The following is a 16,763-nucleotide window of genomic DNA, read 5'->3' on the forward strand; positions in this document are numbered from 1 at the left end:
GCTGATTCGTGTTCCGCGTTTCGCTTACAGTCCGTGAGCTGCCCGCAATTTGGCAACTTCCTCGTTGTACCATTTTGTGAAATCATCTGCACCCGCCTTCCGGAATGCTTCCAGCGCCGTTTGCTTATTCGCTTCAAAGGCCGCCTCGTCCTTGGACAATATGATTTTTGCCGCTTCGCGGGCGGCAAGCTCCTTCAGCTCGGCTTCCTTCTTCTTGAGATCGTCGCTGAGCGTGACGCCAGGCACCGTGTTGCGCTTGATGATTTCCTCATCGGACATGCCGTCCATCCAGGACGTGAACGTTCTGAGTTTGCCTTCCTCGATCTGCTTCTTGAACACTTCCCCGGCATAGGAAGCACCGAAATATTCCGCGAAGTCTTTCTCCAGCGTGGTCGCTGCCTTGGACAGCGCCTCTTCGGACGTGAAGAGATCCACCGGCTGACCGTCGTTCGGATTGATCATGTCGCTGCCAAGACCGATGATATTCCGGTCCAAGGACAGTCCCGTTGCCTCGTATGGCGCACCGCCTGCCGCTTTAAGCGCAAGCGTCTCCTCCGTCGGTGTCGGCTTTCCGTCAACCTTGCTCCAATGGGTGCCTTCAATGCCGTTATACATCGTTCTCGCTCCCTCATACGAAAAGATATAGTTCAGGAAATCCATCGCTTTCTCCGGGTGCTTCGAGCTCTTGGAAATGCTGTAGGCCTTATCCTGCCAGCCCAGCGGGTTGACGGCTCCGGTCCATGCCATTTTGCCGGCAGGAACCACAAGATATCCTTTGCCTTTGTCCGCGTTCTGGGAGTTATAATCCCCCATTGCCCACGTCGCCGGTCCGACAACGATCTGCCCCGCCGTTGCTTTTGCCATATAATCGTTGTTCTTCATGGTCAGCGAATCAGGATCCAGCAGCCCTCTGCGATGCGCCTTATTGTAGAAATCCATCGCCACCCAGAAATTGGACGATTCATCTGTCAGCACGCTGATAAACTCATGCCCGCCAACGGTTGCAGCCGTCAAATCGCTCGTCGCGCCGGACATCTCGGTAAAGATAAGCGGCGGAATCAAGTAAGGCCACAAGCCCCAGTCCTGCCACATCGAAACGCCGTACACCTTCTTGCCGTCCTCGGTTTGCGGATGCTTCTGTACAATTTGATCGACAACGTCGAGCAGATCGTCCATCGTACCGATCGGAGGCGCGCCGATCTCCTTGTACCAATCCCACCGGATCGTAGGCCCGATCGTGATCGGTGCAATCGACTCTCCCGGCTTGGATTGAACCTGGGGCGGCAGGAAATACAGCTTGCCGGTTCCGTTGCTCCAGTTCTTTCTGCTGTAGTCGACGACGGTTGGGATATTGGCGGTGATATCCTTTCCGTGCTCTGCCAGCATATCGTCCATCGGGATGATCAGGTCGCCTTCGATCAGCTGCTTCTGGAACTTATTGACGTCCGTACGGACGATATCCGGCAGATCGCCGCCCGCCAGCAGTACGTTGAATTTATTTTCGTCTGCCTCCACGTACTCGATCTTGACGCCGATCTTATCGGCGATTTCTTTGACGACAGCGCTGTCCTGATGGCTGTTCCATTTCGCTCCCGTTTCCATGACCAGGACGCGCAGGGTGACCGGCCCTTTCTCCGAGCTTTCCTGTTCCCCGGCGGTTTGGCCCGGATCCGTAGTTCCGCTTGACCCGTTTGAGCATGCGGACAGCAGCAAGGCTGAAATCATGAGCATGACGAGCGAATAACGGAACGCTTTACGTTTTCTCATTCATGAACCCTCCTGTACATGATTTTTATAAATTATCGGCGGCACGCGCCGGATAATCCATTTGGATGAAGCATCCGGGGACGTTAGCCTTTAACCGCGCCCATCATGATGCCTTTGACGAAATACCGCTGCAGCATCGGGTACACCAGGACGATCGGCAGCGTTACGATCATGGTGATCGTCATTCGAATCGATTGCGGGGTAATCGTGCGCACCAGATCTCCCCGCGTCAGCTGCTCGGTTGACATATTCGACAGGTTGCTCGATTGGTTCAGGAAGTTGTACAGTACGAGCTGGAGCGTCTGCAGCTTCGGATTTTCGACGAGAAAGAAGTTGTCGAACCACGTGTTCCATTGACCGACGGCCGAGAATACCGCGATGGTCGCGATGATCGGCATGGAGAGCGGAAAGATGATGCTCGTATAAATCTTGAAATACCCTGCTCCGTCGATCTTCGCGGATTCCTCAAGCGAGGCCGGCAGCTGCTCGATAAACGTCTTGATCAAGATGATGTTGAAGCCTGATATCGCGCTCGGGATGATATACAGCAGAAAATTATTTTGCAGCCCGTAGGTCTTCATCGTCAGATACCATGGGATAAACCCTGCATTGAAATACATCGTGATCAGCACGAAACGGTAGATGGCTTTGCGCATCGGCATCTCGTTCTTGGTGATCAGATAAGCGAAGAACGAGCAGCTGAACACGGTAATGAGCGTCCCCAGAATCGTACGCGAGACCGAGACGATGGCGGAATCCGCAATGCCCGGAAGCTTGATCGTGGCTTGGTACGCTTCCAGGGAAAATCCTGCAGGCCATAAATAAACGCCTTTCTGTGCTTCGATGGGATCGCTCACGGAATAAATGAAGATATAGTAAAACGGGTAGATTGTGATCACCACGAGCAGCAGCAGGAGCAGATAATTGATGGAGCTGATGACCGCGTCCTTCCAATCAAGACGCTTTCTGCGGCGATTTACGGTAATCTTGGCTTGTGAAATCATGCCGTTCTCCTTTCGTTCGAGTTATACAATGCCTTGGCCCCTGAATTTCTTGGACAAGAAATTGACGCTGAAGAGCAGCACGACACTGATGACCGTCTTGAATATGCCCACGGCCGTGGAGTAGGAATAGTCACCGGTAACAAGCCCCAAGCGGTATACGTACAGGTCCAACACTTCAATCCGGTCAGCGATCATAACGTTGCTGAAGACGAGATACTGCTCGAAGCCCGCTGACATCAGATTGCTGATCGACAGCAGCAGCAGCACGATGAAGGTCGGCATGATGCTCGGAATCGTGATATACCAGATTGAGCGGAGACGCCCGGCTCCGTCCACCTTGGCGGCGTCGTATTGCTCGCTGTCGATGCTGACAATAGCGGCCAAGTAGATGATCGCGCTCCAGCCGACAGACTTCCACAGCAGAAGCAGCGTCTGGACCGTCCATACCCGGTCGTAATTGCCCAGCACGTCGACGGGCGGGCTGCCGATCCCCGTCTTTAGCATGATCGAGTTGACGGCACCCTCCGTGCTGAACATGCTGAAAGCCAGCGAGAAGACGATGATCCAGCTGATGTAATTGGGCAGCGTCGATACGGTTTGCACCAGCCGCTTGAACCAGCCGGCGCGCACCTCGGAGATCATGATCGCCAGCAGCATCGGAATCGGGGCAGTCAGGATTGACAGGAAGCTCAGTGCCAGCGTATTGATGAGCACGGGCCCCATCCGGGGATCGTCGAACATGTTGCGGAAATTCTCCAGCCCGAGAAAGGCTGCCTGACTGAGCGGGATGCCGGGGCGATAGTCAAAGAAAGCATAGATCCAGCCGAACAGCGGAACGTAGCTGAATGCAAAGGCAAACAGGATGAACGGGAGGGCCAGCAGCAGGAGGATGATGCCGTCCCTGCGATAGAGCTTGTTTTTTCTGCTCTTCTTCAAGGGCTTTGCGGTCTGCGTATACTCCATAGGTCTTCTCCTTTATGCAGAATCTAGCGTTTTGCTTAAGTCTATGATAGCGTTTCACCGGAAGGCATTAAATGAAAGATATACGGCTGGACTTGAAAAAACATCTGCCGGGGCGGCGAAGTTGCTTGAACGATTTTGCGATCCTCTTGAACGATTCCAAACACGACAAAAGGTGCCTTCTAAGCGCCCTGCCCCGTCCGGCAATGACGCTTTGAAAGCACCTTCTGTGCGCTGATCTATATTAGTTATGTTGGATAGGCAAGGTCACAACGACCTCTGCCCCGCTCGATCGCGGATGGAACCTGACTCCGTAGCCCGGTCCGAAATACAGATGGATCCGCTTGTTGACATTGTTCAGGCCGATTCCGCTTCCCCCGCCGGTCGAAAGAGGGGCCTCCCCCTTCTCCAATTGCCTGTTCAACTCCTCGAGTCTTCCGGGCTCAATTCCCGCTCCGGAGTCGGATACGATCAAATGGAGGGTATCGTCCCTGATCTCGGCGCCGATCCGAATATGGATGGCATATTCCTCCTGCTTGCGTCCGGACGTAATGGAATTTTCGACGAGCGGCTGGAGAATGAATCTCGGCACCAGGCAATCCAGTAAGTCGTCCGCCACGTCCATCTCGATGCTGATGCTGTTGTTGAACCGCATGTTAATAATTTTGATGTAGTTCTCAAGATAGCTCAGCTCGTCGCGGAGCAGACACATCGGATCCTTGCTCGAAAATACCGGCCTCAATATATTGCCGAGCGCCACGATGGTCTGGACGATGTTGTCGGCTTTGACGATGACGGCCATCCAGCGGATCATGTTCAGCGTATTATAAAGGAAGTGGGGATTGATCTGATATTGGAGCGCTTCGATTTCAAGCTCACGCTTCTTCTCCTGGATTTCATTATTTTTGTCGATCAACTCCACCATGGCTAGCGACATTTCATTGAATCGCCTGATGACGGTGCCAAGCTCGTTATTCGGAATATCGCTCAAGGTCACCCCCAGCTCGCCGCGGCTCATATCCTTCATTTTCGTCGATAGCAGGTGAAGAGGCTTGATGATCTTCCGGAGCCAGAAGTAGGAGACGATAAATATGACGGCCACGCTCAGCAGGAGCACGATCACAAGCATCCGCTGCACGACGAAAATCTGGTCCGTATATTGACTGAGCGGAATTTCCTTCAGCAGGTACCAGCCGGCTTCATGCATGCGGTAATACACGACCTGCACGCTGCGGTCATCGGTTCGGTCGTCGTAACTTCCGTACCCGCCCTCCTCCCCGGCTGGAGGACGAAACGTGCTGTGCGTGCCGACAAGCTCCGGCCGGCTAGCCGAAGCAATCTTCCCGTCCTCATCGACGATATACATATCCCCCTGCTCCTGATCAAGAGCGGTCGCATAAATGGAGGCCAGGTATCGTTCATCGATGTTGAAGATCAGCGTAGCGCTCGTCAGCGGATCATAGATCGCCCTCGTTCCGCGCATCAAACTGACGAGATGGCCGTCGTCGGATCCGGTCAGGTAGGGATTGTAGAACGATTTTTTGATACCGGAATGAATGATGAGCTCAGGGTATCGTTCGAGCGTCTTATGAAACGGCTCCGATGTGAAAAAGCTGCGTTCCCACTCTTCCTTGGAATACACGAGGGTCCTGGTCTGACTGCCGCCTACAGCCCCAAGATTGTCCGCGGTAATATAAATGGAATCGATATAATTGTAATTATCGATAAAGTCCGCAATGACATCCTGCACATCGTTCTTCGATTCCAAAAACTCCACTTCCGTCTTCTCCGAGATTTTGTACAGCAGCTGCTGGATCTTGTCATCCCGGAGAAACAGCATCGACAGCCGGTCAATCTCGCTGACGAGGCTGCTGATATTGTGGTCAAGCTGCTGAAATTGCTGGAATAGCAGCTTCTCGTTCTGATCCTTGATCATATTCTGCATGAACGAGAAGATAAAATAGGAAGCGCCGGCCAAGACGGCAAGACTGACTACCGTAATGTACACAATCAGCTGCGTCCTTAACTGCTGAAACCGGAAAACGGGCCTCATGATTTCCTCACGGCCGGTGGCAGCATTTGCCTCCGGTATTCATTCGGATTAAGCCCGGTGATTTTTTTAAACACCTTGCTGAAGTAGGTGTATTCCGGCGAGAAACCGACCATGACGGCAACGTCGGACGGCTTGTGCCTGCCCTCCGTAAGCAGCTCCTTGGCCCGCTCGATCCGGTATCGGTTCAGGTAGTCGATGAATGAAATCTGCAGCTCCTTCCTGAACAGGCTGCTTAAATAGCTGAAGCTTAGGCCGACGTGATCGGCAACCGTCTGCAGACTGATGTTCTCGGTATAATGCTGCTTGATATACTGGATCGCTTTCGTAATTTCACCGCTCATCTGTAAGCGGTTACGAATTTGCTCGGCAAGGCTTCCGATGTAGGTTATCACCTCATCCAGCATATCGGGCAGCGTATCGCAATCCTCCAGATTTTCGGTGATGCTGGTCAGCAGCATTTTTTCGTGGTGATGATTGTCATAAAGATTCGAGCTGATCCATTGAACGAATCGAAACATCATGATCTCAAGCGATTTGCGATCACCGGACAGCTCGCGTTCGAGACCGTCCAGAAAATCGTCATACTCCTGCTGCCGGTTGGCTGTTAGCAGGGTCCTGACCGGGATGAATGCACGGATCGTCTCCAGCCGTTCGAGCACGGATGACGGATCAGCCGGCTGCTCACCTTGATGATACAGACCAGGACCGGCGATGAATTTGCGCTCCAATGCGCGCTGCGCCTCTCCGTACAGCTTGGGAAGAGCGGCAAAGCCGCTGCGGATGCCACTGATGCCAAACGATACCGAGCCGTTAAAATAAAGACGGATCATATCCTGGATATGGGTAAGGATTTTGCCTACTTCCTGGACGATGCTTTGCTCGGAGACGATATCGCCGAAATGGAGTACGAGGGCATAACGCCGGTCGTCGATCTGGAATGCTTCTCCCCGCTTGTGCGTCGCCATTATTTCGCCAAGCATGTTCAAAAGCGTCATCTTGACGAGATGCCCGTACTCATCCCGGAACCGATCCTTCAGCCGGGCGTACCGGTCAACTTCCATCACGCACACGACGAGCCGGGACGCCGTCAGCCTCAGGTTGAATTGAGCGGCAAACCGGCCGAATTCCTCCGGGCTGAAGATATGGTAAAACATAAAATCTTTAAACATCTTCTCCTTCATCAAATCCAGGTTCGGAGCGGGCAGAACAGCCTCTCCCTTTTGCGGCATCCGGCCGTCCAGCTCCTCGCGCACGGTTCCAAGAACTTGCTCGATCTCCTGCTCGGTCATGGTCAGCTTCAAGATGTAATTGGATACCCCGAGAGTCATCGCCTTGCGCACCAGCTCGAACTCCTCCAAGCATGACAGCACGACTACCCGGGTGTCTTTATCATTCTTCCGGATATTGGCGATCAGCTCCATCCCGTCCATTTTGGGCATGCAGATGTCGGTAATGACCACATCGGGTTTTTCTCGTTCGTAATAGTCCCACGCGGCCTGGCCGTCCGGAAAATCGGCGGCAACCTCCAGGTCGAATTTACTCCATTCCACCGAATTTTTCAGTCCGATCCGAACCAGCATTTCATCCTCTACGATCATTACCTTGTACATATGCTAAACCCCCTCCATAATCAATACCCAGTCGTTTCCGCGCCCGCTTGTCGGGGCGATAAAGCGTCTTGTGCCGGAGTTTGGATAGCGTCCGGCCGGCAAGGTGTTTCCGTCTCTCGGGGAAAACCAGGCGGCCGCGACTTCCGTGCCATCAATATAACCTAAAGCTACATCCACGTACAACCCGTTCGGGCAATAAATGAAAGCGGTATCGCACGTTCTGGCGGCCGCCATGTAATTGGAGCCTTCCCGGTTATGGGCAATTATTCGGGGCTCTGGCCTGAAGTCGGGGCCGAGATAAGGCTCGAGCAATCCACGCAGATGCTGCATTTGCCCGGCGCCGGGTCTTTCAAGCGCCTCCCGCCAGGACATGATGAAAAACACGCCGGCCTCGTTGAAATCGGTGGAAGCATAATGCCCTTCGCACATCGGCCACACGGAATGGTGTCCGTACGTATGGCCGAATGCGCCCGACAGCATGGCGTAATAAGCTGCCCTTCTGACGTCGGCTTCATCAAAATAGCCGTTTGCCTCCTGAAATCCGATCGGGATATCTTCATAACAGGGCTCCGCGTCCAGGGTCGGTTTGGGAGGAGAGAGCTCATAGTCGTGCCGCACGCGCTCGTAATTCCGAATCTCCCTCTCGCCGTGACCCGACTGGATCATATTGAAATCAAGCCAGCCTTCATGATGCAGATGATGGGATGAGGATTCCGCCCCTTTGGGATGAAAGGACATGAGCTGGGGAGCACCGCCTGCTTTCAAGCCTTCGGCCATGCGGCCGACAATCTCGAAGTGGTTCCTCGTATGAAGGGGACGGTCGCCTCCAAGGATCCATACGATGTTCGATTTGTCGCGATACCGGGCTCCCAGCCAGTTCCCGTAACCAAACGCGTTCGCAGGCGTAAAAATTTCCGGCCCTTTTCCCCATAACTGGTTAAACTTATCACCCCAAGTAGGAAGAAGCGCCAAGTAAAGTCCGTTATCCGCGGCCATATCGATCAATCGGTCTACATGTTCCCAGTAGGAATAGGGGCATTCCAGATCGGGCATCCCAGGATCCCATTCCCCTTCCGCATTTCTGTGCAGCGGCAGCCGCCCATAGGCATTTCCGGTTGTAATGCCCTCGAGCTCGGCAAGCAGCACAGCTTGGATGACCGTAAACCCCTGGGCGGCACGCGTCTTCAGATAATGCTCCGCCGCCGGCGCATCGAGCCTGTGAAACAGCTCCCAGGCGGTATCGCCCAGCCAGAAGAAAGGTTTGCCGTTCTCATCCTCCAGGAATCGGCGATTTTCCGCCACTCGCAATAACGGCAGGTTAAGACGTCCCGGTGCCATGTTATGTACTGCCTGCTCCAAGCACAGCCTTTTTGCGGTTTCGGAGGCTCCCGATGCATTGCGGCTATACCTTAACGGGACATCCGCCGTATCTTTCATGCTAGCCCCCTCCTTCCCTGCAACCCGACGGCAAATGCTTGTGCCGGATTATCGACCATCATTTTGCGAATATTCTCCTTACCGGCACCCATAGCAAGCAGCAGCGGAAGAAACTGATCATGCAGGTAAGTCAGGCCAATCTCTCCTCCGTAAGCCTTCATTCTCGTCCTCGTCGTATCAAGTCCCAACAGCAGCCGATCCTCAAGGCCGTGTTCCAGCATGCTGACGATCCAGCGGGCTTCCGACTCGTCGTCATGGTATTTGAAACGTCCGATCGTGTCATATTCCAAATAGATTCCCCGCCGGGCAAGCTCCCTGGAAACCTCCGGTTTCGTAAGTACGCGGTCCAGATGGCACATGATCAGCTTCTGCGGGGGAACGCCGGCTTTCTCATACAAATCGCTCAGCCACAAGGCCTGCTCCGGTCCTTCGGTATGGCACATCAACGAGGCGCCGGTCTCGACGGCCGCTGCAGCCGCGGCTAGAAACCATCGCTTATCCGAATCAGCCATACGTTCTGCGTCAACCGCCGTCTTGATGAGCCCCGCCCTTGCGTCAAGCTGCTGCACCTGTTCCCCAAACGGATGATCGCGGTCCGTTCCCGCTCGCATGCCGTGGATGAGCTCATCCGCAAACAGCTCGGCCAAGCGTTCCTCGTTAAGGCTGCGTATCCAATGATCATCCGGGTAGAACGCCAGTTTATGAAACCCCGTCGAAGCAATCACATGTACCCCGGTATCCAATGAGGCGTTGACCAGCTCCCTTTCCATGCGACCGCAGCCAAGCGGCTGCGCATCCACCACGGCCATGCCGCCCGCATTCCGGAACTCGGTCAACTCCTGCACGGTCCGCGCATAATCGTCCATCCACAAATCGGGATGAACCTTATGCGGGTGACCCTTAGCGAGAAATAAGTGCTCATGGCTGTGGCATATGCCGAGATCGTGAGGATTTACGTGTCCGAGCACGGTTTGAATCAATGGTCCCTCCCCCTCCTCTCGTTCACAAAATCGTATACACCCAGTAGTAAAATTCGTTCCATGCCCGTGTCTCACCTGCTTGCACATATTCGAGTTTGATCCGGAGATCCTTCTTCCCTTCGGTATACGAGGCAGGGATGTCGAATTCGTCCTCCAGCCAGCGTTTATAGGGGTTGCGATCCGCATAGTACCAGCATTTTTCCGTAACCGGGATCCCGTCGACATAGACATTGGCCCGCTGTCTTCCGGTAATTTGATCCGACCGCCGGCGCAGCCTCACGCCCCGGTTCTCCGGCCGGATCGAAACGGTGAACTCGCTGAACCCCTCTGTTTCATGCCCTGTATCCCGGACCAGCTTGTTATCGTGATCGCCTTCATAGGCTGATTCCAACGTATAGTACCCCCTGCTGCCCTCATATCTGTATTCGTGGAGCTGCTCCGAAGCGCGATTGCCGATATCCAGCTGATCCGTCAATACCATTCCCGGCTCGTCGACGCCGTAATAGAACAGAATTCCGCTATGCTCGATGTACTGATTGTTGAACTCGCCGGATTCAATGCCGAAAGCTAGCTCCGTAAGAAACGGATACCAGTCCCCGGAGCACAGCCGGAGCATGGACCATGGATTGTCAGGGAGTCCATCGTACGCGCTTGACGGATTGGTCTCCGGCGGGGTGGGAAATCCCCAGCCATAACATACCCAGCTCTCGGAGCCGTCGCTCTCCACCCGTGGCGTTGCGCCCCCATCAATATGGACGCGGACATCCCCCTCGCAGCTGATAATGCCTGCATGCCGGGCATGCCCCGTGATGTGGCCGGCCACCAAATGGCCTCTGCCGGACAGGCGTGCGATGATGCTGTCCGCGCCGGGGGTTGCCTTCCGTTCATAATAAGGAGACGTCCGGAAATAACCGGTAGACCCGCGGAGGTATATCGGATTCCGATCTCTTGTTGAGCGGACTTCCAGCAAAGGTAATCGGGCCGGGCCGTCCCCACGGTTTACAAGCTCAATGCGCGCATGTTCCCAATAGGGCATCGGAAAGTAATGATAGCACCGCCCATCGGCCGTTTGCCCATGGGAGAGCACCCCGATCGGATTCATGCCGAGCTCGCTTCCGAAAAAAGTCCCCAGCGGACAATCGATATCCGGGACTTCATGATGATCCCAGGTTGCCCGTATCCACAGTTCCCGAGTTTCGTCCTGCTTCAAGGAGTCGCCGGTAATGGAGACGATGCTGCCCTGCCCGTGATCCTCGAACACGGCGACAGCCTCCCCGGGCTTGATCTCCACAGGATGACTGGTTTGCGATTCGACGTTTACGCGCGGCTTCGGATCCTCCCCTACGCTGCTCCACATCTGAAGGAGCCCCTCGTAGTTTTCGGAACCTGTGAACGTTGAGACCCCGTTGGCATCGGCATAAGCGTGATAGACGACGTGACCCCAGCCTCCGTCCCCCTTTGCCGCCCCCTTTAGCCGGATATCGGTCGTGATTCGGCACGCCTTGGCAAACGGCATCGGAACGAAGCTGCGAATGACGCGGATCGGTCCCCTTCCGTTATCCTCCGGTCCGATATAGGCATCCGCAAGCGGTGTGACAAACGGATGCTTCGAACCGAATTCCGAAGGCTTAATGACGACCCGCGGCTCATCCTCATGATCGAAATAGAACTTGAACGTAGGCTCCTCGCTTTCGGGATACCGGTGCTGGACAAAGTTGTACAGGCAGCCGGGGCCGACATGATCAAATATGACCCATTCCTCCCGATCCTGGTACAACCACCAGTCCCAGTCCGCGTTATAGCCCTGCTTGTCGATGCTCCCCTCGTAATGTACCTGTACACCGTTCCGCAGCAGCGGGAGCAGATCGAACCGTTCCATATTCTCTAGTCCAATAGGCGTAATGCGCTTCATCATTTCCGAAATCCTCCGCTCTTCATGTTTTCATGCACAAACCTTTGTAAAATCACCAGGAAAGAGCTGCAGCACGCCGGCCGCAGCTCTTCCATTCGGTTACGATCCTGCTTAAGGCTATCACCGTCCTTACCGATACGCAGCCGACGACGTCCGGATGGACATCCTTACATCAAGGGACGACGATCTGTACATCATCAATGAATGCCGTATTGTCCCCTGCCGTTGTCGTCGCACGAAAGGTAACAGTGTGATTCCCGGACGAAACGGTGAAGACATCGGTCGTATAAGCTTCAAACGCAGTGGTTGCCGGCTGATACGAGCCGATTCGCGTATCGTCAACATAGACATCGAAGGATTGCAGCCCGCCGAAGCCTCCCCGCTTCGCTGCCTGGAACCGGATCGAATAGGACCCTGCCGGGAAATACAGCGACTGCTTGATCTCGGCCTGTTCACCGTCCTTGGATTGAAGCAGGCCGGTCTGTATCCCCTCCGGCGCTTCGGCGGCCCCGAAGGCGGACCCGTTGCGCTGCACGCCGGCACGGTTGTTGAATACCCATCCGTCCGTCATGGGACCTGCTTTTGCTCCGCTCGTTGAAGGCGATTCAAAGCCGGCATTCGCGAACGCCGGTGCCTTCGGCGGCTGCGGTGACCCGATTCGAATATCGTCGATGTAAGCCGTGTTGTCGCCTTCGGCTGTCGTCGCCACGAATTTGATCGTATGTTCCCCTGCCGATGCGGTGAACGTGTCGGTTGTAAAGGTCATGTACGTACCGGAAGACGGCGCATAAGAGCCGATCACCGTATCGTCAAAGTAGACGTTAAAGGTCTGCAAACCGCCGAAGCTGGTCCGCTTGGCCGCCTGAAAGCTCATTTGGTACGTGCCTTCCTTGAATTGAATCCTCTGGCTGAACTGTCCTGCGACCCCGCCATCCGTCTTCAGATATGCGGCTTGAACGCCCTGCGGCGCATCCGGATTCTCGAAAACGCTGCCGTTATGCATGATTCCGGTCCGGTCCCCGAACACCCACCCGTTCGTAAACGGTCCTACCCGTGTATTGCCTGTCGCCGGCTTCTCGAAGCCTGCGTTATAGAATGTTACCAGCGGCAGCTCTTCCGGAATCTCCTTGCTGTAGTAGCAGCGCTTGGCGGAATTCGGACTCGGATCCCCGAACACTTCGTCCGAGCATGCCGCCCCGTCCGCATGGATGGCATAATTAAACAATCCCTCGGCACCATAAGCGACCACCGCCTCGCCCTCAAAGTCGCAGAACCCGCCCTCGTAGGTGCAGAATTGATATCCATCCGGCGCATTGCTGATGTCTCGGATTCGATAGTAAGCGGATGTCACGCCAGAGTCCTGCATGCCCGGCTTTATGGCGATCGCCTGAAACAGCTGCACCGTGCCGTTATTTAAAATTACGGGGCCGGTGTAGAGCCTGGAGGATGCCGTCGGGATGCTTCCGTCGGTCGTATAGCGGATCTCCGCTCCCGGCGTCGACGACGTTACCGTTACGGCTTCGGCTGAATCGTAAACGCCGTATGGAAGGCTAAACACCGGGGCGTCAACCTTGCCGGGCGTGCTGGCAGGCGTTACGGTAATTTTCGCGATGTTGTAGCTTGCAGGGTCTTTGCTGCTGGCTGCCTTAATCGCTACTTGTCTTTGGGTAGCCACATCCGGCGCCGTATAAAGCCCCTTGCTGCTGATCGTGCCGTTGCCTTCCCCCCCGATGACACTCCACTTCACTGCACCGTTATTGTCAAGGAGCTCAGCCGACAGCTGGATCGTTCCTTTGCCCGCAACCGTTGCCTCGATCGGCGTCAGCTTGATCTGGGTCTGAGGCGCCTCGGTCGTATAGACGATAACGTTATAATCGGGGCCGATACTGGTATCCCTGAACGAGCTTTTAGCTTTGAAGGCACCGGACGACGAAGGCAGGAGGGCATTCCCGTCGCGGATCACGTCATCCGAATAAACAAACTTGCGGAAGGTTTTGTTGATCTTCACCCCGCCGAAATCAAACGTAATCTCCTTTCGGGACCCCGCCTTGCTCTCCAGGACGATCGTGTAATCGCCGCGTTCCGTTTTGAAGGCCGCCGCTCGCAAATCCGGAGAGCCTGTGTCCACCTTCACAACCGTGCTGTGCGCGGGAACATAACGCGCAAGCAAACCCGCGGAATAGAAGGTCTTCTTCGGCGTCATGCCCTGTACGGTCGAATCCCACATCGTGTAATTGCCGTTCGTGTCTCCGAAAGGATCCGTCGGCCATACGCCATTGAGCTGCCAGACAAGCGCCGACTTAACCCCCATGTTCGCCGCCTGAATCACATGGTTGGCAAATCCTGCGTCCCATCCGCTCATCCCGTCGTCGGACCATCCGAATTCCGTCAGATGAACGGGCTTGCCGGCCGCTGCCTGAATTCGCTCGTTCATCGCTGCCGTGACGGACTCGTAGCTCGCCCCGTAAACGTGGAAGCTGTAGCCGTCGATATGTTCGGACGCATGCTCTGCCATGTAAGCCGTCCAATCCGGTGCACCCGTCTCTTCGGGAGCCCAAATTTCAATACGGTCACGGAGACCGTCAGTGCTCAGCTGCTGGCTAACTTTCCTGACCATTTCCGCGTAATATGCCTTTTGGTCCCCAGTCGTCTCATAATCCCAATTGCCGTTAGGCTCATTATAGAAGGTCAAATATTTAATGTTGTCGTAACCGCGCCCATCGATTAATTCGCTTAAAGCCGCCGAAGCCGAGCGCGCGAATGCGCCCAGATCCGCCGGTGCGCTAATATAAGGATCGACGCCCGGAAGGACGAACCAGTCATGGATGGCCGAGCCGTTCTTCCAACCGAAATTGAGCTCGATCTCCGTTCCGGCTGCTTGAAAGGCGTCCATATACTTATAAAAGGCTTGCATTTCAGCGCTTTCCCAATCGTAGCTTCCTTTGGTTTTCTCCATCCAATCCACCTGAAACCATACCCGCGCCACTTTGGGCTTCATGGCGACGATTCGTTTCTTGTCGATCTCCCAGTCCGTGTCCGTGTATCCAAACTGGGTGGTTCCCGGCATCAGGCTGCTCGGGATGACGTTGACGCCGACTCCCCTGAAGTCCTCCTGAATGACCGTACCGGGGTCAATGCGAACCGTATGGCTTGCAGGGCTGTCTGCCAAACTGGAATCTGCGGCTGCCGTGCCGGCTCCGATGGATGACAGGAGGAGGGCGGCGCACAGCAGCCCCTTGCGGCACAGCGCGAACATGGATTTCTTACTCGTCATTTCACACGCTCCTTTACGAATAATGAATGACCTCCTGATGGATAACCTCTATCACCTCCTTGCTGCAAGCTCTCAGATCGCCTAAGGGTTCTTCTTCGTTCGTCGTAATCATCATAGACGAAGCTATGTGGCCGGACCCATGAACAATCTCGTGAATCCATTGAAAAAAATGAGGCTTATCCCGGCGCGGAGGTTGAAACATTTTGCGGCCAGGTTGAAACATTTGCCAGGCCACTTTAATCATCAAATTCCGAAACAAGACACAAAAAAACAGCGGATTCTCCGCTGTTCAGTGGTTGCCTGCATGGAGCGCGTCCACTGCAGACTGCTTTTGTGTTGAAGGCTGCATGCAACTGCATGCAACCTTGCTTATAGCGATGGTCCTGCTCCGCCGTCAATATTCACCGATGTTCCTGTGACGTAAGAAGCTGCTTCGGATGCAAGGAACACGATGACTTTCGCCGCTTCATCGGTGTCGCCGATCCGGCCGAGCGGAATGTGGTGACGGGGATCCCGGGCGTATTGCTCCCATGTGAGACCCGGCTCTTCTCGCTTCCAGCGCTGCTCCAGCTGGTCGCTTCGGATCATGCCGATGCAAACGGTGTTGACCCGAATTCCGTCCTGCGCCAAATCACGGCTCATGGCCTTCGTCAAGGCTTGTCCGGCGGCGCGGCTTACACTGCTGGGCATCGATGATGCAGGCGGGGTCTTGGCTGAAGATGTCGTGATATTCACGATGCATCCGCCCCCCGCGGCACGCAAATGCGGCACCGCTGCACGGGAGATGCGAATCGCTCCGAACAGCTTCAGATCCAAATCGGCTGTCCATGCTTCGTCGTCTATCCCTTCAAACGGCTTCGCAGCAGCGGTTCCAGCATTATTGATGACGATGTCGAGCCGGCCGTAGCGCTTGACGGTTTCCGCTACCGCCCGCTCGCAATCCGCCGGCTTCGTCACGTCGGCGCTGATGATCAGGACATCCGCTCCTGCCCGGTCCTTGATGATCGCGGCCGCGTCTTCCAGCTGCTCCTCGTTCCGGGCGCAAATGGCAACCATCGCCCCTTCCGCAGCGAACGTGACAGCCGTTTCCAACCCGATGCCCTTGCTCCCGCCGGTTACGAGAGCCACTTTGCCTTGAAGTCCTAAGTCCATCTCCTTGAGCTCCTTTCGATTCCATCCTTCATGTAATATAATGTCCTTCACCATCATTTTATCATTTGACCCATGCGGGTACTATGAATTCAGGCAACAATGATTTCCGGCAATAAAGGAAAAGCCGATGCCCTTGACCGGACACCGGCTTGTTCTGCTATATGCTGATACTTCTATTTCTTCTGTGCCAGCCACTGCGACAGCACCGTAATATCGTCTTCCGAAAGTCTGTCCTTGAACGCTGGCATGCCTCCGCGGCCGTTTGAAATAATGCCGGCAATCTCTTCGGCGGAATGCTCAGCGCCTATCTTCTGAAGGCTTGGAAAGTTGCCGCCGCCGCCCAAATCCGTTGCATGGCAAGCCATGCAGTTTGCATTATACAGCGACTGCGCTTGAGCGCTGACATCCCCGCCAGTCGCTCCCTCGCCATTACCTGCATTTCCGCCATTCGCCGTATCCGGAGCCTGCTCGGTTCCGTCAGCCGGAGCGGGTTCTGTTGCATTATTCCCTCCGCCGCCGCAGGCTGCCAGCGATAGAACCAGCACGGTGATCAGTGCCGCTGCGAACCAACTTTTTTTGAACATTGTGTGTAGTACCTCCTTGAAGTGTGATGT

11 protein-coding genes are annotated in these 16,763 nt (G+C 55.0%); all 11 read right to left on the reverse strand.

Annotated features, from left to right (window positions below):
• Window positions 1-24: 24 nt before the first annotated feature.
• The 11 genes from BBD41_RS01875 to BBD41_RS01930 all read right to left on the reverse strand — a co-directional run bounded on the left by BBD41_RS01875 (window position 25) and on the right by BBD41_RS01930 (window position 16,733).
• The gene (locus BBD41_RS01875; RefSeq protein ID WP_099476526.1) at window positions 25-1,767 is read right to left on the reverse strand and encodes an extracellular solute-binding protein; all 1,743 of its coding nucleotides are present in this window, start codon (window positions 1,765-1,767) and stop codon (window positions 25-27) included.
• 83 nt (window positions 1,768-1,850) lie between these two features.
• Complete coding sequence (locus tag BBD41_RS01880) at window positions 1,851-2,771, reverse strand: carbohydrate ABC transporter permease (RefSeq protein ID WP_077565782.1); 921 nt, start codon at window positions 2,769-2,771, stop codon at window positions 1,851-1,853.
• Between the two features lie 21 nt (window positions 2,772-2,792).
• Window positions 2,793-3,734: an ABC transporter permease gene (locus tag BBD41_RS01885; RefSeq protein WP_028404557.1), complete on the reverse strand. Its 942-nt coding sequence runs from the start codon at window positions 3,732-3,734 to the stop codon at window positions 2,793-2,795.
• Between the two features lie 241 nt (window positions 3,735-3,975).
• Window positions 3,976-5,784 carry a cache domain-containing sensor histidine kinase gene (locus BBD41_RS01890; protein WP_077565780.1) on the reverse strand — a complete coding sequence of 603 codons (1,809 nt, stop codon included), beginning with the start codon at window positions 5,782-5,784 and terminating at the stop codon, window positions 3,976-3,978.
• Entirely contained in the window at window positions 5,781-7,394 is a 1,614-nt protein-coding gene (locus tag BBD41_RS01895) for a response regulator (RefSeq protein WP_077565778.1), read from the reverse strand. Before BBD41_RS01895 ends, BBD41_RS01890 begins: the two co-directional genes overlap by 4 nt.
• A gap of 3 nt (window positions 7,395-7,397) precedes the next feature.
• Entirely contained in the window at window positions 7,398-8,831 is a 1,434-nt protein-coding gene (locus tag BBD41_RS01900) for a glycoside hydrolase family 140 protein (protein ID WP_237086996.1), read from the reverse strand.
• Window positions 8,828-9,811 (reverse strand): phosphotriesterase family protein, encoded by a 984-nt coding sequence (locus BBD41_RS01905; RefSeq protein ID WP_223260433.1) that lies wholly within the window; start codon window positions 9,809-9,811, stop codon window positions 8,828-8,830. Before BBD41_RS01905 ends, BBD41_RS01900 begins: the two co-directional genes overlap by 4 nt.
• 22 nt (window positions 9,812-9,833) lie before the next feature.
• Window positions 9,834-11,726, reverse strand: coding sequence for a DUF2961 domain-containing protein (locus BBD41_RS01910; protein WP_099476527.1), 1,893 nt, complete (start codon window positions 11,724-11,726; stop codon window positions 9,834-9,836).
• Between the two features lie 169 nt (window positions 11,727-11,895).
• Window positions 11,896-14,997: a chitobiase/beta-hexosaminidase C-terminal domain-containing protein gene (locus BBD41_RS01915; protein ID WP_099476528.1), complete on the reverse strand. Its 3,102-nt coding sequence runs from the start codon at window positions 14,995-14,997 to the stop codon at window positions 11,896-11,898.
• 369 nt (window positions 14,998-15,366) lie between these two features.
• Window positions 15,367-16,149: an SDR family NAD(P)-dependent oxidoreductase gene (locus BBD41_RS01925; RefSeq protein WP_099480414.1), complete on the reverse strand. Its 783-nt coding sequence runs from the start codon at window positions 16,147-16,149 to the stop codon at window positions 15,367-15,369.
• A gap of 173 nt (window positions 16,150-16,322) precedes the next feature.
• Window positions 16,323-16,733, reverse strand: coding sequence for a c-type cytochrome (locus BBD41_RS01930; RefSeq protein ID WP_077565768.1), 411 nt, complete (start codon window positions 16,731-16,733; stop codon window positions 16,323-16,325).
• Between the last annotated feature and the right edge of the window lie 30 nt (window positions 16,734-16,763).

The organism is Paenibacillus ihbetae, from assembly GCF_002741055.1.
Classification (GTDB): domain Bacteria; phylum Bacillota; class Bacilli; order Paenibacillales; family Paenibacillaceae; genus Paenibacillus_AQ; species Paenibacillus_AQ ihbetae.